This window comes from Flavobacterium potami, assembly GCF_020026915.1.
Taxonomy (GTDB): domain Bacteria; phylum Bacteroidota; class Bacteroidia; order Flavobacteriales; family Flavobacteriaceae; genus Flavobacterium; species Flavobacterium potami.
In genome coordinates this window covers 132,889-155,539 of sequence record NZ_JAINUY010000002.1, presented here as the reverse complement: position 1 = coordinate 155,539, position 22,651 = coordinate 132,889, and the positions used below count along the sequence as shown (strand labels likewise).

Below are 22,651 nucleotides of genomic sequence, written 5' to 3'. Positions count from 1 at the left end.
TTAATTAGGTTAAAATTACGAATTCGTCAAAAAGACTTCTCAAACATAATCAAAAAATACACATGTGCTAATTTTTTATCTATAAAATAACAATTTTACAAAATAATTGTTTTGATTAAATCGCAAATTATTATAATTTTATTTAATAATAATTCTTAAATACAAATCAATTCAATACTAGATTTCTTAAAAAAATGAAAGAATTACGCTATTTAAACAAATATTTCATTAAATATAAATACAGTTTTTTACTCGGAATTTTAATCACTATAATCTCACAAATATTTGCTTTATTCACTCCAAAGCTAATTAGTAAATCATTAAATTCTATTGAAAAATTTGACAAACTTTCAGCAGCAGACCAATCTAATACATTGATTATCAATTCTTATTACGAAGGTTTAATTCATAATGTGTTATTAATTATCGCAACAACAATTATTTCAGGCTTTTTTCTTTTTTTAACTCGCCAGACTTTAATTGTAATGTCGCGCCATATTGAGTTTGATTTAAAAAATGAAGTTTTTAGACAATACGAGAATCTTTCGCAAAATTTCTACAAACAAAACAGAACTGGCGACTTAATGAATCGTATTAGCGAAGATGTTTCAAAGGTTCGTATGTATGTCGGGCCAGCGGTAATGTACAGCATTAATACATTTATTCGTTTTGCAATCGTTATACTATATATGTATAATGTTTCTCCGCTTCTTACCTTATATACTATATTACCTTTACCGATTCTTTCGTATTGTATTTTTAAACTAAGTTCTGAAATCAATAAACGAAGCACTACTTTCCAGCAATATCTTTCTAAAGTTTCAAGCTTTACTCAGGAAATCTTTTCCGGCATTCGTGTTATAAAAGCTTATTCATTAGAACATCAGCACCAAAACAATATGGTTGATTTGGCGGAAGAAAGCAAACGTAAAAGTTTAAGCCTGGCAAGAGTACAATCTCTATTTGGTCCATTAATGATTGCGCTTATCGGAATTAGTAATTTGGTTGTAATTTATTTTGGAGGTGTAATGTATATCAATGGAAGTATTCCGAATATCGGAACCATTGCCGAGTTTATTTTATATGTAAACATGCTTACTTGGCCTGTCGCTTCGTTAGGATGGGTTTCTTCTATGGTTCAGGAAGCAGAAGCTTCTCAAAAACGCTTGAACGAATTTTTGAAAATTGAACCAGAAATTAAAAACAACAACGAAAACGCAGCAGATATTCAAGGAAATATTAGTTTCGAAAATGTTTCTTTTACCTATAAAGACACGAACATTGAAGCATTGAAAAATATTTCTTTCACTGTAAAAAAAGGAGAAACTTTAGCTATTTTAGGAAAAACAGGCTCTGGAAAATCAACTATTCTTTCTCTTATTTCAAGATTGTATGATGTAACCGATGGCGCTCTTAAAATTGACGGAAATGAAATCAGCACTTTAAACCTCAACGATCTTCGAAATAACATCGGAATTGTTCCTCAGGATGCTTTTTTATTTTCGGATACGATTAAAAATAACATCAAATTCGGAAATCAAAATGCAACCGACGAAGAAGTCATGCAAGCAGCTAAAAATGCCGTCGTTCACAATAATATAATTGGTTTTAACAAACAGTACGACACCATTTTAGGAGAAAGAGGAATTACCCTTTCGGGCGGACAAAAACAGCGTGTTTCTATTGCAAGAGCGATTATAAAAAACCCTGCAATCTTACTTTTTGATGATTGTTTGTCTGCCGTTGATACCGAGACCGAAGAAATGATTTTGAACAATTTATTTGAAATCTCTAAAGACAAAACCACTATAATTGTAAGTCATAGAGTTTCATCTGCAAAGAATGCAGACAAAATTATCATTTTAGAAGATGGCCGTATCATTCAACAAGGCTCTCATAATCAATTAATAAATCAAGAAGGCTATTATGCAGCGTTATATTTAAAACAACTTTCGGAAAAAGAATTACTTTAATTGTTGCGTAATAGATAATTTTTTATGATTTTTGAGTACTATTAATTCCAAAAATGATAGAACGTATTATGAGAGAAAATGACATGTTAGAAAAAGAAGAGATTTTTTCTAAAGTATTACGAGCAGGAAGAAGAACTTATTTCTTTGATGTGAGAGCTACCAAAGCTGATGATTATTACATTACTATTACCGAAAGCAAAAAGTTTACTGAGGAAGATGGTTCTTTTCACTTCAAAAAACACAAAATTTACTTATACAAAGAAGATTTTAGTGCTTTTGCCGAAATATTAGAAGAAATGACTTCATACGTTTTGAACCACAAAGGCGAAGAAGTAATATCTGAAAGACATCAAAAAGATTTTAAAAAAGAATATGGTTCTGAAAAAGTGGAAGCACAAAGATCTAGCTTTACAGACATTGATTTTGATGATATTTAATTCAAAATAAAACTTTTCAAAAAGTACGAGTCCAAATTGTTCTGCATTTTGGACTTTTTTTATATATTTATTTTCAGGATGTGAATTGTAAAAATGTGAGACGTACGATTTACACATCTTTAACTTCCACAAATTACATTTTACCTCTAACATTTCACTTTAAAAAAATGAAAAAATTTATTATCCTTTTAAGCTTCTTCCTATACGGAATTTCCCTTTCTGCTCAAAACACAGAGTACGAAACAAAAAACAACATTCAATACTACAATGCATCAGCAAATAAATCGGATAAATACATCAGCGAAAGATGTGTTTTAGACATCTACTATCCAAAAAACAAGACTGGATTTGCAACAATTGTTTGGTTTCACGGCGGCGGATTAACCGGCGGAAGCAAAGAAATTCCTGAAGCTTTAAAAAATAAGGGGTTTGCTATCATCGGTGTTAATTACAGATTATCTCCAAAAGTAAAAGCTGCAAAATGTATTGAAGATGCAGCTGCAGCCGTTGCTTGGGCTTTCAACAATATTACCAATTACGGAGGCGATAAAACTCAGATATTTGTTTCTGGACATTCTGCTGGAGCTTATTTAAGTCTGATGATTGGTTTAGAGAAAAAATGGCTTCAAAAAGAAAATATCGATGCCAATCAAATTGCTGGACTTATTCCGTTTAGCAGCCAATGTATTACGCATTTCGAAATTAGAAGAGAAAACGGAATTCCAGAAAAACAGCCTACAATTGACGAATTTGCTCCTTTATACCACGTTCGTGCCGATGCTCCACCATTGCTATTAATTACAGGAGATCGCGAACTGGAAATGCTAGGCCGTTATGAAGAAAACGCATACATGGCCAGAATGATGAAACTGGTTGGACATACTCAAACCAAATTATATGAATTAGACGGTTACGACCACGGAATGACTGAACCTGCTTTTCCTCTTTTGGTAAAGGAAGTAAACCGAATTTTGAAAGAACGCAAAAAATAATCACTAAATAAAATCCACGGCAATGGAGACACAACTATTAATTATACCCGGACTTGGAGATTCTGGAGAAAAGCATTGGCAAACCTTTTGGCATCAAAAATTCGAAAATTCAATTCGTGTTGTACAAGACAATTGGGATGAACCACTTCGAGAAGAATGGCTTGAAAGATTGAACGAGAACATCTTAAAACTGAATAAACCCACTATTTTAGTAGCCCATAGTTTAGCCGTTTCATTGGTTTTGCATTGGGCAGAAAAATACAATAATTCAAATATTATCGGTGCTTTTCTGGTTGCTCCAGCTGATATAGATTCGCCAGAACATACTCCAGAATGTACGAGAAACTTTTCGCCAATGCCGCTTTACAAATTACCATTTCCATCGGTTGTGGTAGCAAGTGAAAACGACCCCTATTCCTTATTTGAAAGAAAAAAATACTTTGCCGAAAGATGGGGAAGTGATTTTGTGAATGTGGGTAAACAAGGTCATATCAACTCCGATTCTGATTTGAAATATTGGGAAGACGGGCAGTTGATTTTGCAAAAATTTCTTGAAAGAATAAAATAAGTTTGAAGTCGCAGTCGCAGTTTTCAGTGTAAAACTGTGACTGCAACTGATTACTGAGACTGAGACTGAGACTGAGACTGAGACTGAGACTGAAAACTGCGACTAAAACTACCCAATACGTAGTCCGTTTTCTACTTTAAAATCGGGAGCTAATAAAATTACATCTCCCTCCTCACCTACAGCACCTAGAACCAAACATTCACTCATAAATTTTCCGATTTGCTTTTTTGGAAAATTGACTACCGCTACAATCTGGCGATTCACCAAATCTTCTTTTTGGTATCTTTTGGTAATTTGTGCCGATGATTTTCTAATTCCTATTTCAGAACCAAAATCTATTGTTAATTGAAAAGCTGGTTTTCTTGCTTCAGGAAAATCGTTTACTTCTATAATAGTTCCGACACGCATATCGGTTCTTTCAAATTCGCTCCAGGTTAAATCCATTTTCACTAGTGTTAAAGTACAAACCTATTAATTTTGTAATTAATCCTCCTAATTCTGTAACCCTTTTCTTTCGCTTCCAATCTAATTTTACGAGACTAAAGAATAAAACTCACGTAAAAAAGATATATCATGGAACATACTGAACCAAACGCATGCATGACAATTAAGGACTTTGAATCTAATTTAAAACAGATTCATACTGATAAATATATAGAAACTGCCCAAAACGTTAGACTTTATGTAAAAGACTACGGTCAAGGAAAACCAGTAATTCTAATTCACGGATGGCCACTTTCTAACGAAATGTGGGAATATCAAATTGATCATTTAGTACAAAACAATTATAGAGTTATCGCTTACGATCGTCGCGGATTTGGAAAATCTTCTCAACCTTGGGACGGTTACGATTATGACACTTTAACAGATGATCTTCAGGAAATTATTGAACAACTAGAATTAGAAAATGTAACTCTTGTTGGATTCTCTATGGGAGGAGGCGAAGTGGTTCGTTATTTTAGTCGTCATGGTGGAAAAAATGTAAGCAAGATTGCTCTAATTTCTTCTATTATTCCATTTTTACTAAAAACAAATGACAACCCAGATGGACACCCAAAAGAAAAAAGTGAAAACACCGCAATGGCAATCAAAGAAGATCGAATCGGATTTATCGATAATTTCGGGAAAACCTTTTTTGGCGTTAACATCATCAACAAACCTTTGAGTACACCTTTACTGGAATATTACAGAGCATTATGTTCTGTGGCTTCTCCTCGTGCAACACTTAAATGTGCCGAATCTTTTTCATACACTGATTTCAGAGATGAATTGGATTTTATTAAAGTTCCAACACTTATTATTCATGGAAATGATGATAAAATTGTACCTATTGATCTTACTTCCAGAAAAGCAGCCGAAGCCATTAAAAACAATACATTTATTGAATATGAAGGCGCTCCACATGGATTATTTTATACCGATAGAGAAAAACTAAACGAAGATTTACTTCAGTTTCTGAATTCATAAAAACAAAAAAAGTACCCAAAGAAGCAAGCTGAACAAGCTAACTGCTTCTTTGGGTATTTTTTATTCCTGTGCTCTTTTATTTACAGATTTTTAAAACTATTTTTGAAAATCAAATTTCAAATAAAATGGCACGAACAGAATCTACGATGCTTCCATTGGGAACGATTGCACCAGAATTTTATTTAAAAGATACCAATTCAAATGATACTTTTTCTTTCGAAGATTTAAAAGGATCTAAAGGTACTTTGGTGATGTTTATCTGCAATCATTGTCCGTTTGTACTGCATGTCATCAATGAAATTGTAATGATTTCTAACGATTATCGCGTTCAAGGAATTGGAATAATTGCTATTTCTAGTAATGATGTTGTAAAATACCCCGCAGATTCTCCGGAATTGATGGTAGATTTTGCTTTAGAAAATAAAATTGATTTTCCTTATTTGTATGATGAAAGTCAGGAAACTGCAAAAGCTTATCAGGCAGCTTGCACTCCAGATTTCTATTTATTTGATAATCAAGACAAGTTGTTTTACCGTGGGCAATTAGACGATTCTAGGCCAGGTAACGGAATTCCATTGAGCGGAAGCGATCTAAGAGGCGCCATAGATGCCTTAATTTACAACAGAAATTTGAAAGAACCACAGAAGCCAAGTTTAGGTTGTGGCATAAAATGGAAGTAATATCTCATTAAATCCAAAAAGATTACCTATCTTTGCAAATCAATTTTTGATTCATTATGGGAAATATAATACCATTTACAGCCTCTATAAAGCCGTTTTGCATAGCAAGACCGCTTCCTGCTGTAATTATTTCACATAATAAGGCCTTTATTTTTTAGGCCTCCGTCTATTTCAATTTCTTCTTTCGGGCGGAGGATTTTATATCAGTTTAAACATTTCTTTATTTGACAAAATTATATTTTGATCAAATATTTTCTGTTTTTCCATTTTTAATTTACCGACGAAATTGGCAGCTAATTTATTGCTAAATCATAAAAGAAGAAATCATTCAAATAACATAATAATTAAGCATAATAATAAAATTCAAATAGATATGAAACCAACACCTACTTTCTGCAAAGCAGATTATCAATTTCTAAGAGAATTGATTTTAAAAAGTAAAAATTCAACAAATACAAAAGAAGCGAATCAGCTTTCACAAGAACTGGATCGCGCTGTAATAAGCAAGGAAAGCGAATTGGACAATTCGACCATTCGAATTAATTCTATTGTTACTATTGAAGATGTCAATGCAAAAAAACAAATGAAAATTCAGATCGTATTGCCTTCTGCAGCAGATTTAAAACAGTCAAAAATATCAGTTTTAGCGCCTTTAAGTGTTGCTATAATCGGTTTTAAACAAAACGACGAAGTTGATTGGGAACTTCCTGCCGGAATTAAAACTTTAAAAGTAATTGCAGTAGACAATACTGAAGTACATCATTCCTAATTTTTAAAACACCTCATTCTGTGACGGTGTTTTTTTTATATCTATTTGAAAACAAAAAAACCGATTCAAAAATATTGAATCGGTTTTTTTGTTTTTTTGAAATACAAATTACAACTGAGAATCTATATAATTGGAAATTGAAGCCATTTGTGTTTCATCTAATTTCGCTTTTTTACCCATTCTTACCAAAATTGGCGCCCATTCTTCCTTTGTAAACTTTTTAGGCTCATATAATTTGTGGCATTTTGCACAATTATTATCGTATAAATTTTTGCCTGCTTCTAATTCAGGTGTTAATGCTACTGCTTTTGTTGTTTCTGTAGCAGGAGTCGAAGCAACTGAAGCTGACTTTTGAGTTCCGCAAGAAACTACAAATAAGGCAAGCCCCGCAAGTATTAAAATGTTTTTCATTGGCTTTGTTTTTTTAGTAAATATAAAAAAAATCCCATGTGCCAAAACACATGGGATTCTATTTATAACAATCCTAAATTGATTGTAAACTCTTATTTTACGTCCATTAATTCAACGTCGAAAATCAAAGTTGCATTTGGTGGAATAACTCCTCCAGCACCAGATGGTCCGTATCCTAAATCAGATGGAATTACAAAACGAGCTTTGTCTCCAACTTGTAATAAAGCGATACCTTCGTCCCATCCTTCGATTACTTGTCCAATTCCTAATTTAAATTCGATTGGTTTTTTTCTTGGGTAAGAAGAATCAAAAACTTTTCCGTTTTCTAAAGAACCTTCGTAGTGTACAGAAACTGTTTTTCCTGCTTCAGCTCTTTTTCCTTCTCCCTTTTGAATCATTTTATAACGTAAACCACTTTCTGTTTTATCAAAACCAGCAGCCAATTGTTCCATTTTTGCTTCAGATTCTGCTTTTAAAGCTGCTTCTCTTTTTAGACGCGCACCTTTTAAACCAACGAAGGCTTCAATAGCATTCCATTTTTGAGCTTCTTCTCCAACTCTGATAATTTCTACAGACTCTAAGTTATCACCTTGAGCAACTGCATCAACAACATCTTGTCCTTCAACAACGTGTCCAAAAACAGTATGTTTATTATCTAACCAAGGAGTTGCAACGTGAGTAATGAAAAACTGAGAACCGTTACTTCCAGGACCAGAATTTGCCATAGACAAAACTCCCGGACGATCGTGTTTTAAACTTGGGTGAAATTCATCATCAAATTTGTAACCTGGATCTCCTGTTCCTGTTCCTTTTGGACAACCACCTTGAATCATGAAATCTGCAATTACTCTGTGGAAAGTTAATCCGTCATAGAATTTTTGTCCTTGAGGTTTTACCTTATTTTCCATATTTCCTTCTGCAAGCGCCACAAAGTTCCCTACAGTTCCTGGTGTTAAATCGTGTGTCAATTTCACTAAAATTGAACCTTTGCTAGTATTGAATTTAGCGTATATTCCGTTTTCCATGTTGTTATTTTTAATTTGAACGCAAATTTACAAATTAATTTTTTAATCAATTTGCGCTTTCTGTTTTTTAGATTTATAAGTAAGTCCGTATATAATTAGTGATATTAAAGACAAAGCCATACAGCCGATTGTTACAGCGTGCCATCCACCCCATTTCCATAACAACAAACCATAAGCAGATCCTGCGGCAGTTCCTAAGAAAGTAAGCGACATAAATACTGTATTTAATCTGTTTCTAGCTTCTGGCAATAACGAATAAACTCTTGTTTGGTTTGAAATATGAACACCTTGAATTCCGATGTCAATAAATACAATTCCGATGGCAATTCCAATTACGCTTTCAATGGCGAAATAGAACGTAATGAAACTGATTAAAACCAATAAACAGCCATAACCAACAGCAATTCTTGAGTTTCCTTTATCTCCCAATTTTCCAACCAAAGGCGCGGCTAAAGCTCCAGAAGCACCAACAATTCCAAACAATCCGATTGTGGCACTATTAAAATGGAATGGTTCTCCAGAAAGCAACAAAACCATTGTAGTCCAGAAAGCTCCAAACTGAGCAAAACTGAAAACATTAATTGCTGTTGCTTCACGCAAAACAGGTTGTGTCTTTATAAGTGTAAATAAAGATTTGATTAATTGACCGTAAGTCCCTTGAAATTGCGGTTTGTTCTGCGGAAATTTACTTTGAATGACAAAAAAGATCAAAAGACAAATTCCGGCTGCAATATAAAACATCGATCTCCAGCCTAAAACTTGACCGATAAATCCGCTTAAAGTTCGCGAAAGCAAAATCCCTACTAAAAGTCCGCTCATAATAGTTCCAACAACTTTTCCTCGTTCTTCGGGCGCACTTAAAGAAGCGGCCAAAGGAAGAATAAGCTGCGGTACAATTGATGTGATTCCGATTAACAAGGAAGCAATTTGTAAAACAAGAAAACTTTTGGCTGTCGCTGCAATCAATAAGGCAATTACAGTAGCAAAAGTGGTCATTAAAATTTGCTTTTTTCGTTCTAATTTGTCGCCAAGAGGCACCATAAAAAACAATCCGATCGCGTAACCCGCTTGAGTTAGATAAGTAATCGTTCCGGCGCTGGCTTCAGGAATTTTAAATTCGTTTGCAATTAAAACAATCAAAGGCTGGCAGTAATAAAGATTTGCAACTATAAGACCAGTGCAAACTGCCATAAACAGTACATTAGTTTTTGATAAATTCATGCTGCAAAAATACCAATCTAATCTTTAGTAGAACTTTAAAAAAAGTATAAATTTTAAGCTTTTTTTAAACCATATAAGTCATATAAGCTCATTTAAATAGCTAAACTTAAATTTACTTATATTGACTTATATGGTATATTTTTCAACTTTTAATAGCCCAAAAAATCTTCTCGTGCAGGGCTGAAAACATCTGTTAGCATTCCTTCTTCCAGACATACAACTCCATGAATTGCGTGAGGTGGAATATAGAAACTATCGCCTCCTTTTAAGGTTTGAGTTACTCCGCTGATAGTTACATCAAATTTTCCGCTTGCAATATAAGTAACTTGCGAATGATAATGTTCGTGCAAAGTACCAATTCCGCCTTTTTCAAAATGAACATTTACAAGCATCACTCTTTCGTCAAAAGCCAAAATCTTACGTTTGATTCCTTCTCCGACTACTTCCCACTCGATTTCGTCTCCTTTTATAAACTCTTTACTCGTTCCTAAATTCATGCTTTTTTTATTTTTATTGAATACTTTTAAGGTCTTTTTCCATTAACTCAACACCTTTTACTAGATTGTTTCTATTAAAATACTTTTCTAATTCTGTTAATCTTTTTTCGTTGTTGTATTTTATTCCAGACTGTAATTTTCTTTGGCAATTTGAACATAATCTAAGTGTATGCTCATCTGTTTCTACTAAACTATTTGTACCATTCATTACACAATCAGCAGCAATACAATGATATAAGCCAAACATATGTCCTATTTCATGAGAGCATATTTTTAGCAATCTTTCTAAACACAAGGTAAAATCTTTATTTTGCAAGCTTTTATCATGCAATCTATAAATAGAGCTAACTGCAACTCTATCTCTATAAGAAGCAAGACCAAAAACATAATTCCATTCTGTTTTCGGATACAAATCTACTTCAGTCAAAGCCATTAATGCAATTCCGTTTTGAAGTTTTTCTTTCTTTAAAACGCTATCCAGAATAAAGCCTGCTAAAAATTGTTCATGTTCTTCCGGACCAATTCTTCTAGCATGTTTTGGAACAACATCATTAGAAACATTATTTAAAGTTTTAGTTTTTAACTGAAAAAATATTTCTAAATACTCACGCACCAATTCAATTTGTTTGACTTGTAATGAATTAAACTGACCAATTGGCTGCAGATATATTATATTATTTTCTTTTGTCGGAATTAAATGTTTTGAATTGTAAAACTGCTCAAAACTTTTTCCTTTTTCTTTATGAGTAGACAGCCAATCTCCCGGTCCTGGAGGATAAAGTTTAACATCATTAGTTTTAATATCTGTAAAATAAGGTGCAGGTGGCAGAGCTGGTTTCAGATTTGAACTTTCTTTTTTATTTGATTGACAAGCAAAAAGAACCACAAAAACCACAAAAAGAAGTTTCTTCATAAATTAAACCGTAAATTTTAGATTAAGTTTTTAGAAATAAAATCGCAACTTGATTTAATTGATCCAAAAGAGGTTGAAGCAAAATTATTTTCCTGCTCTACAAAAAAATGAATCATTCCCGATTGTTTTGCCGCCGCAAATAATGGCTTGAAATCTATTGTTCCAGAACCAACTTCGGTATTCCAATCACTATTTACTTTGTCTTTATCTTTTACGTGCCACATTTTAAAACGGCCAGGGTTTTCTTTAAATAATTTTAATGGATCATTTCCGGAATGAATTACCCAATATAAATCCAATTCAAAAAATACTAAATTTTTATCTGTTTCCTCTAACAAGATTTCGAAACCTGTAATCCCATCGTGTTTGTGAAATTCAAAATCATGATTATGATAGGCCAGTTTTAAACCCGCTTTTTTGCACATTTCAGCTGCTTCGTTTACACGTGCAGCAATTTTTTTATAATCCTGAATATTTTTTCTAAAAGGTTCATCGACCCATGGAATCGTTAAAAATTCGCTTTTTAATATTTTCGCCGCTTCAATTGAAGCAATTAACTCTTCGGTATTTCCATCGTATAGAAAACTTCCTAAATTGTAATGTCCGCTAACCGCTTTTAAGCCATTATCATCTAAAATCTTTTTTAATTCTTTTGGTGTTAGCCCCCAAAATTGATCTTTTGTTGAAAACCCGTAAGTTTCGACGACTGTATAACCTGCTCTTGCAACTTTTTCCAAAGTTCCTTTTACGTCTTTCGGAAGTTCTTCACGAAGTGTATATAACTGTAGTCCTATTTCTTTTTTATTCATAGAAAATGCAAATGATGGAGAAGCCAAAACTGCTGTAGTGGCAAAACCTGTGGTTACGATAAAGTTTCTTCTACTAATCATTTTAATGATATAAATTACAGATAGTAAATATATTACAAAAAATGACTCTCAAAATTATTTATGAAGTTTTGAAGTGCAACAACTGTTTGTTCGTCTGTAATTTTGCCTTCTGAACTAATTTTCCCTCTAACTCCCTGAATCAATAATTCTGTTTTAGAATCGAACTTCGCTTCTAAGGTTTTCATTATCAATAAAAGTTGTTCGTGCCCCTTTTCGCCAGAAGCCGAAGCGGTTACCAGCCCAGTTTCTTTACCCGAAAAAATAGTAGTTGAAACCAACCATTCGAGAGCATTTTTTAAACTTCCCGGAAGACTGAACACATATTCTGGAGTACAAACCACAACTCCATCGGCATTTATAATTTTATTTCTAAAAGAAATAATTTCTTTTGGTGGATTATCGGTATCCAAATCTGGATTAAAATGTGGTAGTTTATCTAAATCTTCAAATATTTCAAATTCAAATTTTGATTTTAACTGACCTGAAATATATTTCAGTAATTTAAAATTGCTTGAATCTTTTCTTGTGCTACCCGATATAGCAAGTATTTTTATTAGTGATGACATTTTTATAAATAAAAAATAGTATTTCTAAATTAACATTTAAAAATACTATTTTTTAAAGATTTAAATCTCAAATGTGAATGTTTTTATCTGGACGTTTTATTCTGAGAAGCAATTCCTAACATTTTGACATCGACTGATTGAGGTGGGAATTTCTGCTTTTCGTTTTTCCACGAAGTAATTTTCCCAGATTTATTTACATACATATAATCATATTTCCAATAATAAGGGCCTGCATCACCAGAAACCTGATTGCTATGATTGGTCGTAAAAATTTGATCTGCATAAAGAAGGACTTCATTATCCTGATCGTCATGAAGAACTCGTACAGGAGGTCCCCATGTTTTGATCAACTTTTGCTTAGACTGTCCAATCCATTTGTCGTGAACGTCTGTAGAAGAGCAAGAAGTTTGTAAAATTAAAACTGCAAGTAAAAGTAAAGTTTGTTTCATAAGTAATAAGCTAATATTAAAGTTTAGTAGTAAGTCTATATAAATTTAACACAATTCTCTCAAATAAACGTCATGGAAGTTTACCGTAACATTAAATCCGATTAAATGTATAATATATACGACGAAATACACTGTATGGATGTAAAATCTGATAAGTAATTCAAAATAAGTAGGAAACAAATCTTTAGAAATTGACAAATATTTACTTTGTATCTTTGCTCCGAAGAAAATTACGCAACAAAAAATGAGAATTGATATCATTACACTTTTACCTGAATTATTAAGAAGTCCTTTTGAAGCTTCAATCATGAAACGCGCTATTGACAAAGGTTTAGTCGAAGTACATTTTCACAATCTTCGTGATTACAGCACCAACAAACAAAAAAGTGTTGATGATTATCCTTTTGGAGGAGGCGCCGGAATGGTTATGACAATTCAGCCAATCGACGATTGTATTACACATTTAAAAAGTCAACGTGACTATGATGAAATCATTTATATGTCTCCAGACGGAGAAACTTTAAACCAAAAAATGGCCAATAAAATGTCGATGTATGAAAACATTATCATTTTATGTGGACATTATAAAGGTGTTGACCAAAGAGTTAGAGATCATTTCATTACAAAAGAGATCTCAATTGGAGATTATGTTCTTTCTGGAGGAGAATTGGGTGCAATAGTTTTATCTGATGCTTTAATCCGATTAATTCCAGGTGTTTTAAGCGATGAAACCTCAGCATTGACAGATAGTTTTCAGGACAATTTACTTTCAGGGCCAATCTATACAAGACCTGCAGATTATAAAGGTTGGAAAGTACCAGAAGTTTTAACCAGCGGACATGCGGCCAAAATCGACAAATGGCGTGAAGACAAGGCATTCGAACATACTAAAAATAGACGTCCAGATTTGTTGGAAGAACATTAAAAAAATATTCAGTCTTGGTTTTCAGTCTCAGTTCTGCGACTGAAAACTGTGACTGAGACTACAATTAAAAACCTTTTTATCAGATAGTTAAAATAATTTACAATTTACAATTCATAATTCATAATTATTTTTTACATTTGCACCCGAATTTGATCAACCTCTGGCGAGATCCGTGAATGTTGTTCTAATATAAAAACCATAATTAAATTATCATGGCAGATTTATTAAAATTCGTTCAAGACGAATTCGTTGCTAAAAAAGATTTCCCAGATTTCGGAGCTGGAGACACAATTACTGTTTTCTACGAAATTAAAGAGGGTGAAAAAACAAGAACTCAGTTTTTCAAAGGAGTTGTTATTCAAAGAAGAGGTTCTGGTAACACAGAAACTTTTACTATCCGTAAAATGTCTGGATCTGTTGGTGTTGAGCGTATCTTCCCAGTAAACTTACCAGCTTTACAAAAAATTGAAATCAACAAGAAAGGTGCTGTACGTAGAGCTAGAATTTTCTACTTCAGACAACTTACTGGTAAAAAAGCTAAGATTAAAGATAAAAGAAGATAATCATTTATCTAAATGTTATAAAAAACTCGTTTCATATCGTTTGAAACGAGTTTTTTTTATGTTCTAATTTGAACACTAACAAAACCGTAATTTTTTAATATCAAAATCATCGATTTAGCAATTTAACGAGCTCGAAATAACAATCTGTTAATTTCTTCTTTTCTCACCAAAACTCAACCGATTTCGTTGTGTTTTTACTATATTTGCTCCGCTCATTTTGAGCCGAATATATCTTTGACATCGTTAACTCCATGACGATACGATTATAAAAAAAAAAAGAAAATGACAAAATCAAAAATTTTTTACACCTTAACTGATGAGGCGCCGTTATTGGCAACTTACTCTCTTTTACCAATTGTTCAAGCTTTTACAGCAACAGCTGGAATTGAAATCGAAACCAGAGATATTTCGCTGGCAGGAAGAATTTTATCAAACTTCCCGGATTCTTTGACTGATGCTCAAAAAACTGGAGATGCTTTGGCAGAACTTGGCCAATTAGCAACTCAGCCAGAAGCTAACATCATTAAATTACCAAACATTTCAGCATCTGTACCACAATTAAAAGCGGCTATTGCTGAATTACAATCACACGGATACAACGTACCAAATTTCCCGGAAGATCCACAAAACGATGCTGAAAAGGAAATTAAAGCAAAATATGCAAAAGTATTAGGTTCTGCTGTAAACCCAGTTTTACGTGAAGGAAACTCTGACCGTAGAGCTCCAAGAGCAGTTAAAAACTTTGCAAAAGCAAACCCTCACTCAATGGGTGCTTGGTCTGCTGACTCAAAAACTAAAGTAGCTTCTATGACAAGTGGTGATTTTTACGGAAGTGAAAAATCATTGACTGTAAACGAAGCAAACGATGTAAAAATCGAATTTGTTGCTAAAGACGGATCTACAACTGTTCTTAAAGCAAGTACTCCATTAAAAGCTGGAGAAATTATTGACAGCTCTGTTTTAAGTGTAAACAAATTGAAAGCTTTTGCTGCAGATGCTATTGCCGAAGCTAAAGCTGCAGGAGTTTTACTTTCTGTACACTTAAAAGCTACTATGATGAAAGTTTCTGATCCAATTATCTTTGGCGCTATCGTTGAAGTATACTTTGCAGATGTTTTCAAAAAATACGCTTCTTTATTTGCTGAATTAAATGTTGATACTAGAAATGGTTTAGGTGATATCTACGCTAAAATTGCTGGAAGACCTGAGCAAGCTGAAGTTGAAGCAGCTATCGCACAAGCAATCGAAAACGGTCCTGCTTTGGCAATGGTTAATTCTGAAAAAGGAATTACAAACTTACACGTTCCTTCTGATGTAATTGTTGATGCTTCTATGCCAGCAATGATCCGTACTTCTGGACAAATGTGGAACAAAGAAGGAAAACAACAAGATACATTTGCTGTTATTCCAGATCGTTCTTATGCTGGAGTTTACACTGCAACTATCGATTTCTGTAAAAAACACGGTGCTTTTGATCCTAAAACAATGGGAAGTGTTCCTAACGTTGGATTAATGGCTCAAAAAGCAGAAGAATACGGATCTCACGACAAAACTTTCCAAATGAAAGCTGACGGAGTTGTTCGTGTTGTTGATGCTAACGGAACTGTTTTAATGGAGCAAAGCGTTGAAGCGAATGACATTTTCAGAATGTGTCAGGCTAAAGACGCTCCAATTCAAGACTGGGTTAAATTGGCTGTAAACAGAGCTCGTTTGTCTAGTACTCCTGCTGTTTTCTGGTTAGACGAAAACAGAGCACACGATAGAGAATTGATCGTAAAAGTTCAAAAATATCTTAAAGACTACGATACTACAAACTTAGATATCCGTATTTTAAACCCAATTGCTGCTACTGAATTTACTTTAGACAGAATCATCAAAGGTTTAGATACTATCTCTGTAACTGGAAACGTTTTACGTGACTACTTAACAGATTTATTCCCAATCTTAGAATTAGGAACTTCTGCAAAAATGCTTTCTATCGTTCCTTTAATGAACGGTGGTGGATTGTTCGAAACTGGTGCTGGAGGATCTGCTCCTAAACACGTTGAGCAATTTACAGAAGAAGGATATTTACGTTGGGATTCATTAGGAGAATTTTTAGCTCTTGGTGCTTCTTTAGAACATTTAGGACAAACTTTAGACAACTCTAAAGCAATTGTTTTATCTGAAACTTTAGATCAAGCAAACGATAAATTCTTAGCAAACGATAAATCTCCAGCTCGTAAAGTTGGTCAGATTGACAATAGAGGTTCTCATTTTTATTTAGCATTCTATTGGGCTCAAGCTTTGGCTGCTCAAACTAAAGATGCTGAATTGAAAGCAATCTTTACTCCAATTGCTGCTGAATTTGAAGCTAACGAAGCTAAAATCGATGCAGAATTAATTGGTGCTCAAGGAAAAGCTCAGAACATTGGCGGTTACTACCAACCAACTCCTGAGTTAGTGAGCAAAGCAATGCGTCCTAGTGAAACTTTCAACGGAATTGTTGCTAAAATCAAATAATTCAGAATACATCTGTATTTCGATATAAGTAAAAAGGACAACTTCAAGGTTGTCCTTTTTTTATCTTACTAATGTTCAATAATGGTTTCTTTATCATATCTTAGCAAGAATTGTTACCTATGTGAATAAAAATCAATGCAATGATTACAAAAAATACCTGCACATTTTTTCTTTTTATTTTAACGATTTTCACTTCATTTGCACAAGAAAAATTCACTCTAAGCGGAACTATCAGCGACAGCAAAAACAATGAAACTCTAATTGGAGTTACTATTTATATTCCGTCCTTAAAAATTGGAACTACTACAAACGAATACGGTTTTTATTCTCTTTCTGTTCCTAAAGGAGCATACGAAATTGAAATCAGTTATCTTGGTTATCAAACCATTCAAAAAAATATTACTTTATATCAAAATACAAAAAGTAATTTTTCAATAAAGGAAGGCGGAGAAGAACTTCAGGAAGTCATTATAACAGAAAACAAAGGCAAGATAAACGTCAAGTCGCCCGAAATGAGCGTGAATAAACTTTCCATTTCAACCATAAAAAAAATGCCGGTTGTTTTAGGAGAAGTTGATGTTTTAAAATCCATTTTATTACTACCGGGTGTTACGAATGCTGGCGAAGGTGCTTCGGGATTTAATGTCCGCGGAGGAGGTGCAGATCAAAATCTCATTCTTTTAGATGAAGCTACAATCTTTAATTCGTCTCACGTTTTTGGGTTTTTCTCTGTTTTTAATCCGGATGCTATTAAAGATTTAAAATTATATAAAGGAGGAATTCCAGCACGTTATGGAGGAAGAGCCTCTTCTGTTTTAGATATTTACCAAAAAGACGGAAGCAGTAAAGATTTTCACTTGAATGGCGGAATTGGGCTAATTTCTAGTCGCTTACTTGCCGAAGGACCTCTTGTAAAAGACAAAGGTTCTTTTTTAATTGGAGGACGTGCTTCTTATGCTCATTTATTTTTAAAACTTTCTGAAGACAACAAAGACAACGCTGCCTATTTTTACGAGTTAAATACTAAACTAAGCTATAAGCTCAACGATAACAATAGTTTGTATTTATCGGGTTATTTTGGTCGTGATGTTTTTAGACTAAACAAAAGTTTTACCAATACATACGGAAATTCAATTCTGAATCTAAGATGGAATCATTTATTCTCAGATAAATTATTTTCGAATCTATCTTTAATCTACAGCGATTATTACTACGGATTAAATCTTGATTTTGTGGGATTCAATTGGGATTCAGGAATCAAGAATTACAATATAAAATACGATTTCAAACATTATATTTCAGATAAACTGAAATTGAGTTACGGTGCTAATGGAACCTATTATGAATTCAACCCCGGAACCATCAAACCTACCGGAACAGACTCTGGAATAAATCCGGATCAATTGGATAAAAAATATGCTTTCGAGCCTTCTGTTTATCTGGATGCCGAAAGTCAGCTTTCAAATAAAATCACAATTGCTTACGGTCTTCGTTATAGCCTTTTCTACAGATTAGGTTCTTCAACAATTAACTATTACGATAACAATCAAGCCGTTGTCTTCAATTCAGAACTCGATATTTACGAAAAAGGAACACCAAGTTCTACTCAATATTTTGGAAAAAACAAGGTGATTAAGAATTACAACAATTTCGAACCTCGCTTTTCGGTTTCTTATCAATTAAATGAAAAACAAGCTTTAAAAGCAAGTTATAACAGAATGTCACAATACCTTCAATTAATTTCCAATACTTCCTCTCCTACTCCATTAGATGTCTGGATGCCTAGCGACAATTATATCAAACCTCAACTTGCAGACCAAGTTGCTTTGGGTTATTTCAGAAACATTAAAGACGGCGACTATTCTTTAGAAATTGAAACCTATTATAAAGAGATTCAAAATAGACTGGATTATATAGATGGTGCAGATTTAATCGCCAATAACGCCATTGAACAAGTAATTTTAAATGGTCAAATGAGATCTTATGGTTTGGAATTTATGGTCAAGAAAAACAAAGGTAAATTCAATGGATGGATTTCGTATACTTTATCAAAATCAGAACAGCAGACACCGGGAAGAACAGCTGAAGAACCAGGAATCAACAACGGAAAATGGTATGCCTCTGCTTACGACAAAACTCATAATTTAGCCATTACGACTGCTTATAATTTAAACGAAAAATGGTCATTTGGTGCTAACTTTGCTTTACAGTCCGGACAACCTGTAACCTATCCAAATGGACAGTACGAATATCTGGGAATCACGGTTCCAAGTTACGGATTACGAAATGAAAACCGACTTCCTGCATACCATCATTTAGATATTTCTGCTACATTAACACCTCAAAAAAACAAAGACAGGAAATGGAAAGGAGAATGGGTTTTTAGCATCTATAATCTTTATAATCGTATGAATGCTGCCTCTATTAACTTCCGCCAAAATGTTGATACCGGCGTAAATGAAGCGGTTCAATTGTCTATTTTTGGAATTGTTCCAGCGGTGAGTTATAATTTCAAATTTTAAAAAGTTAAGTTGAAAATTAAAAATACAGTTATGAAAAAATTAGTTTTTTTAATCTCATTTCTCACTTCATTTTTCATTACAAGCTGTGAAGATGTTGTTGAAGTTGACTTAAATACTGCGCCTCCAAAATTAGTTATTGAAGCAGCAATAAATTGGCAAAAAGGCTCCACAGGAAGACAACAGGTCATTAAACTGACTACGACTACAGGTTACTTCGACCAGTTAATCCCGATAGTTTCAGGGGCTACAATTGTCGTTAGAAACAGTAAAAACGAACGATTCAATTTTATTGAATACAATAAATCCGGACGTTATATCTGTAACAATTTCAGACCAGTAATTAATGAAACTTATACACTTACCGTTGTCAGCGGAGGAAATACCTATACGGCAACAGAAACTTTAAAATCGGTTGCGGCAATAAACCGAGTTGAGCAAAAAAATGATGGCGGTTTTACTGGAAAAGATATTGAAATACGATCTTTTTTTACCGATCCAGCCGATGAAGAAAATTACTATTTGTTTAAATATGTTTATTCAAGTAAGGTCACTTCTACTTTTTATGTCTCAGAGGATAAATTTTATCAGGGAAATGAAACATACAGCAGTACAGAAGATGATGATCTGAAAGCTGGAGACGAAGTTGAAGTCACCCATTTCGGAATTTCAAAACAATATTACAATTACATGAATATCCTGGTAAGTATTGCCGGTTCTAATGTTGGTGGACCATTTCAGTCACCACCAGCAACGGTAAAAGGAAATATTATCAACACTACAGACAAAAGTAATTATCCACTGGGGTATTTTTCTCTAAGCGAAACGGACTCTCAAAAATATAAAATTGAATAAACTATGCAGCCCTTAATCAAAACTCTAAACGAAAAAAAACTAATCGGTCATTCCATCGAAATGTCTTTCATAGAAAACAAAACGTTTCAATTATGGAATGGTTTTATGCCTAAACGAAAAGAAATCAACAATTTAGTTAATTCTAATTTATATTCTTTAGAAGTTTATCCTGAAAATTATTTTGACAATTTTGACCCAAAAAACAACTTCCAAAAATGGGCTGCTGTCGAAGTTCCAGATTTTGAAAATGTAATAGAAGAAATGAAACCCTTACTTATTCCAAGTGGTTTATATGCTGTTTTTCTTCATTTAGGGCCAGCAACAGAAGCTCATAAAACCTACAATTATATATTTGCAGAATGGCTTCCAAATTCAGAATATGTGGTTGATGAAAGGCCTCATTTTGCTGTAATGAATGAAAAATACAAAAAAGACGATCCGACTTCTGAAGAAGAAATCTGGATTCCAATAAAAAACAGAAATTAATATGTTAATACAAACACTAAAAACACTTTTTAATCGGGATTTAGACAAACTAAAATTTGAAATTGAATCTTATGAATTCGAAAAACAAATTTGGGTTACAGAAAAAAACATTTCCAATTCAGCAGGAAACCTTTGTCTGCATTTAATTGGAAATTTAAATACTTATATTGGAGCAGAAATTGGAAAAACAGATTATATAAGAAATCGTCCACTCGAATTCTCTTTGAAAGATATTCCTAGAGCGGAGTTAATTTCTAAAATAGAAAATACAATTTTAGTGGTAAATGATGCACTAGATTCTTTACATGACAAAGATTTAGAAAACATTTATCCTCAAATTGTTTTTGAAAAAGAAATGACTACAGGTTTCTTTTTAGTGCATCTGTCAACTCATTTGACTTATCATTTAGGACAGATCAATTATCATAGAAGATTATTGGATTAAAAAGCAGCTTCTCAACATATGTAAATGTTTTAAAAATTAGAATTGACAAACCTTTGTATTCATTCTAATTTTTAAAACATGAAACATTCCTTTATCATTTTCATCCTAATTTATGCTTTTAATGCAAAAGCACAATCTTTCAAAAATCCTGAATCTTTATTCGATCCTACACCTTATGGTTTTAGCCATGCTTCTTCTGTAAAAACAGCTGGCGAACTTATTTATATTTCTGGCCAAAGCGGTGGTTTGGGAAAAGAACATCTTTTAAGTCCCGATTTTAGAACACAACCAAAAACTGCTTTAGAAAATTTAAACGTTATTTTAAACAGTTACCAACTTAAACCTGAAAATGTCATGAAAATCACGATTTTAATTGTCGATCATTCTTCAGAAAAATTAAAAATATGGGAAGAAGAAATCAGCAAAGTTTGGAAAGATAAATCATTTCCTGCCAGCACATTAATCCCAGTTCCCAAACTAGCTCTTGACGGAATGCAGATCGAAGTTGATGCTGTTGCTTTTAAAGCCTACTAAATAAAAATGTTTTAGAATTTAGAATTCTACAGAACGTATTCCTAAAATTCTAAATTCTAAAATTGTAAACCGTACATTTGTAATTCATTCAAAAAAATTCAGATGTCATCACACCATATAGTCCGCGACGATCAGGAACCTGCTTTAATAATTGCAAACGGAGCTTCGTGCAATCCTGAATTGTTAGGACAATTGCTTGAATGGTCGCCGCTTGTTATTGTTTTGGATTCTGCGATAGAAAGAGTAATTGAATTGGGCATAAAAGTAGATGTTCTTTTAGGCGATTTTGATCGTGGTTTTGATCCTGAAATTTATAAAACGACCCAATTTCCTATCGAAATTGTTCATACGCTAGATCAGGAAAAAACCGATTTAGAAAAAGCTTTTGATTATTTAATTGAAAGAAAAATTCCTGCTGTAAATGTCGTTTGGGCAACCGGAAAACGTGCCGACCACACGATCACAAATCTTACTCAAATTGTTCGATATAGAGATTTATTAAAAATCGTAATTCTTGACGATCATTCTAAAATATTTCTTTTACCAACAAAATTCGAGAAATGGTATACAGCTAAAACACCAATTTCTTTGATTCCAATTGGTGTTGTAAATGGTATTTCTTCGAATAATTTAAAATACGAATTAAACGATGATACCCTAACAATGGGGTACAGAACCGGAAGTAGTAATTCTGTCGAAAAAGATGGTATTGTAACGATTACGCATCGCGATGGTGACCTTCTTTTAATGGAGTGTTTTGATTAGGAAGTCCCAGCGGGAAGATATATCTATAGTTTTTTTTCCAAATTTTAAAGATCAAAGCCCCAGAAGGGTAACATAAATTGCCATTTCACTCCTACGGAGCTTCTTTCTTGGTTAAAATTAATAAGCTATAAATATGGAGCTCCTCTGGAGCTTTTTCTAAACAAAAATTGAATCCCTATCTTTGCATTCGAAATAAAAG

25 protein-coding genes are annotated in these 22,651 nt (G+C 33.3%); 16 read left to right on the top strand and 9 right to left on the bottom strand.

Going from position 1 to position 22,651, the window contains the following annotated elements:
* Nucleotides 1-194: 194 nt before the first annotated feature.
* From K6T82_RS06455 to K6T82_RS06440, 4 genes are all read left to right on the top strand, one after another.
* Nucleotides 195-1,973, top strand: coding sequence for an ABC transporter ATP-binding protein (locus K6T82_RS06455; protein WP_223705116.1), 1,779 nt, complete (start codon nt 195-197; stop codon nt 1,971-1,973).
* Nucleotides 1,974-2,041: 68 nt separating this feature from the next.
* Nucleotides 2,042-2,410 carry a PUR family DNA/RNA-binding protein gene (locus K6T82_RS06450; RefSeq protein ID WP_223705690.1) on the top strand — a complete coding sequence of 123 codons (369 nt, stop codon included), beginning with the start codon at nt 2,042-2,044 and terminating at the stop codon, nt 2,408-2,410.
* Between the two features lie 167 nt (nt 2,411-2,577).
* Nucleotides 2,578-3,402, top strand: coding sequence for an alpha/beta hydrolase (locus K6T82_RS06445; protein WP_223705115.1), 825 nt, complete (start codon nt 2,578-2,580; stop codon nt 3,400-3,402).
* Nucleotides 3,403-3,424: 22 nt separating this feature from the next.
* Entirely contained in the window at nt 3,425-3,970 is a 546-nt protein-coding gene (locus K6T82_RS06440; protein WP_223705114.1) for an RBBP9/YdeN family alpha/beta hydrolase, read from the top strand.
* A 108-nt stretch (nt 3,971-4,078) separates the two neighbouring features.
* On the opposite strand, the gene K6T82_RS06435 is transcribed toward K6T82_RS06440, so the two are convergent.
* Nucleotides 4,079-4,414 (bottom strand): tRNA-binding protein, encoded by a 336-nt coding sequence (locus tag K6T82_RS06435; RefSeq protein ID WP_223705113.1) that lies wholly within the window; start codon nt 4,412-4,414, stop codon nt 4,079-4,081.
* Nucleotides 4,415-4,543: 129 nt separating this feature from the next.
* Here K6T82_RS06435 and K6T82_RS06430 point away from each other — a divergent pair, with 129 nt between their 5' ends.
* From K6T82_RS06430 to K6T82_RS06420, 3 genes are all read left to right on the top strand, one after another.
* Complete coding sequence (locus K6T82_RS06430) at nt 4,544-5,437, top strand: alpha/beta fold hydrolase (protein WP_223705112.1); 894 nt, start codon at nt 4,544-4,546, stop codon at nt 5,435-5,437.
* A gap of 125 nt (nt 5,438-5,562) precedes the next feature.
* Nucleotides 5,563-6,117, top strand: a complete 555-nt coding sequence (locus K6T82_RS06425; protein WP_223705111.1) for a thioredoxin family protein — start codon at nt 5,563-5,565, stop codon at nt 6,115-6,117.
* Nucleotides 6,118-6,490: 373 nt separating this feature from the next.
* Nucleotides 6,491-6,886 carry a GreA/GreB family elongation factor gene (locus K6T82_RS06420; protein ID WP_223705110.1) on the top strand — a complete coding sequence of 132 codons (396 nt, stop codon included), beginning with the start codon at nt 6,491-6,493 and terminating at the stop codon, nt 6,884-6,886.
* Between the two features lie 108 nt (nt 6,887-6,994).
* Here the strand turns inward: K6T82_RS06420 and K6T82_RS06415 are convergent, their stop codons facing one another.
* From K6T82_RS06415 to K6T82_RS06380, 8 genes are all read right to left on the bottom strand, one after another.
* Complete coding sequence (locus tag K6T82_RS06415; protein ID WP_223705109.1) at nt 6,995-7,297, bottom strand: c-type cytochrome; 303 nt, start codon at nt 7,295-7,297, stop codon at nt 6,995-6,997.
* A gap of 92 nt (nt 7,298-7,389) precedes the next feature.
* Complete coding sequence (locus K6T82_RS06410) at nt 7,390-8,322, bottom strand: peptidylprolyl isomerase (RefSeq protein ID WP_223705108.1); 933 nt, start codon at nt 8,320-8,322, stop codon at nt 7,390-7,392.
* A gap of 42 nt (nt 8,323-8,364) precedes the next feature.
* Nucleotides 8,365-9,513: an MFS transporter gene (locus K6T82_RS06405; RefSeq protein ID WP_223705107.1), complete on the bottom strand. Its 1,149-nt coding sequence runs from the start codon at nt 9,511-9,513 to the stop codon at nt 8,365-8,367.
* Between the two features lie 179 nt (nt 9,514-9,692).
* Nucleotides 9,693-10,040: a cupin domain-containing protein gene (locus tag K6T82_RS06400; RefSeq protein ID WP_223705106.1), complete on the bottom strand. Its 348-nt coding sequence runs from the start codon at nt 10,038-10,040 to the stop codon at nt 9,693-9,695.
* A 13-nt stretch (nt 10,041-10,053) separates the two neighbouring features.
* Nucleotides 10,054-10,953: an archaemetzincin gene (locus K6T82_RS06395; RefSeq protein ID WP_223705105.1), complete on the bottom strand. Its 900-nt coding sequence runs from the start codon at nt 10,951-10,953 to the stop codon at nt 10,054-10,056.
* Nucleotides 10,954-10,970: 17 nt separating this feature from the next.
* Nucleotides 10,971-11,843 (bottom strand): sugar phosphate isomerase/epimerase family protein, encoded by an 873-nt coding sequence (locus K6T82_RS06390; protein ID WP_223705104.1) that lies wholly within the window; start codon nt 11,841-11,843, stop codon nt 10,971-10,973.
* A 32-nt stretch (nt 11,844-11,875) separates the two neighbouring features.
* On the bottom strand, nt 11,876-12,409 hold the full coding sequence (locus K6T82_RS06385) for an NADPH-dependent FMN reductase (protein WP_223705103.1): 534 nt from the start codon (nt 12,407-12,409) through the stop codon (nt 11,876-11,878).
* An 83-nt stretch (nt 12,410-12,492) separates the two neighbouring features.
* Nucleotides 12,493-12,858, bottom strand: coding sequence for a hypothetical protein (locus K6T82_RS06380; protein WP_223705102.1), 366 nt, complete (start codon nt 12,856-12,858; stop codon nt 12,493-12,495).
* Between the two features lie 244 nt (nt 12,859-13,102).
* Between K6T82_RS06380 and trmD the strand changes: the two genes are divergently transcribed.
* From trmD to K6T82_RS06335, 9 genes are all read left to right on the top strand, one after another.
* The gene (trmD, locus tag K6T82_RS06375; RefSeq protein ID WP_223705101.1) at nt 13,103-13,783 is read left to right on the top strand and encodes a tRNA (guanosine(37)-N1)-methyltransferase TrmD; all 681 of its coding nucleotides are present in this window, start codon (nt 13,103-13,105) and stop codon (nt 13,781-13,783) included.
* 212 nt (nt 13,784-13,995) lie between these two features.
* Nucleotides 13,996-14,346 carry a 50S ribosomal protein L19 gene (rplS, locus tag K6T82_RS06370; RefSeq protein ID WP_223705100.1) on the top strand — a complete coding sequence of 117 codons (351 nt, stop codon included), beginning with the start codon at nt 13,996-13,998 and terminating at the stop codon, nt 14,344-14,346.
* Nucleotides 14,347-14,628: 282 nt separating this feature from the next.
* Complete coding sequence (locus K6T82_RS06365) at nt 14,629-16,848, top strand: NADP-dependent isocitrate dehydrogenase (RefSeq protein WP_223705099.1); 2,220 nt, start codon at nt 14,629-14,631, stop codon at nt 16,846-16,848.
* Between the two features lie 140 nt (nt 16,849-16,988).
* Nucleotides 16,989-19,370: a TonB-dependent receptor gene (locus tag K6T82_RS06360; RefSeq protein WP_223705098.1), complete on the top strand. Its 2,382-nt coding sequence runs from the start codon at nt 16,989-16,991 to the stop codon at nt 19,368-19,370.
* 30 nt (nt 19,371-19,400) lie between these two features.
* Nucleotides 19,401-20,222 (top strand): DUF4249 domain-containing protein, encoded by an 822-nt coding sequence (locus K6T82_RS06355; RefSeq protein ID WP_223705097.1) that lies wholly within the window; start codon nt 19,401-19,403, stop codon nt 20,220-20,222.
* Nucleotides 20,223-20,225: 3 nt separating this feature from the next.
* Entirely contained in the window at nt 20,226-20,708 is a 483-nt protein-coding gene (locus tag K6T82_RS06350) for a GyrI-like domain-containing protein (RefSeq protein WP_223705096.1), read from the top strand.
* Nucleotide 20,709: 1 nt separating this feature from the next.
* The gene (locus K6T82_RS06345; protein WP_223705095.1) at nt 20,710-21,153 is read left to right on the top strand and encodes a DinB family protein; all 444 of its coding nucleotides are present in this window, start codon (nt 20,710-20,712) and stop codon (nt 21,151-21,153) included.
* Between the two features lie 78 nt (nt 21,154-21,231).
* Nucleotides 21,232-21,687, top strand: coding sequence for a RidA family protein (locus K6T82_RS06340; protein ID WP_223705094.1), 456 nt, complete (start codon nt 21,232-21,234; stop codon nt 21,685-21,687).
* A 102-nt stretch (nt 21,688-21,789) separates the two neighbouring features.
* On the top strand, nt 21,790-22,452 hold the full coding sequence (locus tag K6T82_RS06335) for a thiamine diphosphokinase (protein ID WP_223705093.1): 663 nt from the start codon (nt 21,790-21,792) through the stop codon (nt 22,450-22,452).
* Nucleotides 22,453-22,651: the final 199 nt, after the last annotated feature.